At 56.3% G+C, this 501-nt stretch carries 1 protein-coding gene; it reads left to right on the top strand.

Annotated elements, in window-relative coordinates:
- Positions 1 to 501: DUF3560 domain-containing protein (locus FDX14_RS06065; protein WP_137349191.1), on the top strand; the 501-nt coding region annotated here is incomplete at both ends.

The following is a 501-nucleotide window of genomic DNA, read 5'->3' as shown; positions in this document are numbered from 1 at the left end:
ATGCGCAGCGTATTGAAAACGGCATGAAACGCGCCGTGATGTTGTTTGAACGTGCGGAATACTGGGAGGATCGGGCGCATGCCTCCCTGCGGCTGGCGAAATACAAGGAACGCCCGGATGTGCGTTACCGCCGTATCAGAAAGATTGAGGCGGACAAGCGCAAGGCGGAGCGGAATATTGCACAGGCGCAGAAATATCTGACGATGTGGCGGGCGCAGACGCTGGATCTGAACATGGCACGGCTTATCAGCAATTACGATCACCTTTACACCTGTTTCACGCTGGATAAATACCCGCGCCCCGCAGATAAAAGCCAGTACGAAGGCCAGATGTCCCTGCATTCCGCGCTTGAGAATGAGATTATCACCTTCGAACAGGCCCGCGATATTGCGGCCCCTTATCATGAACGCACGATCCGCCATCAGCAGCGCTGGCTGAATCACTACCAGAACCGCCTGGCCTATGAGCGCGCCATGCTGGACGAAAGCGGCGGCGTGGTTA

The sequence above is a fragment of the Citrobacter sp. wls710 genome (assembly GCF_005281115.1).
Classification (GTDB): domain Bacteria; phylum Pseudomonadota; class Gammaproteobacteria; order Enterobacterales; family Enterobacteriaceae; genus Citrobacter; species Citrobacter werkmanii.
This window is presented reverse-complemented; position numbering and strand designations above follow the sequence as displayed.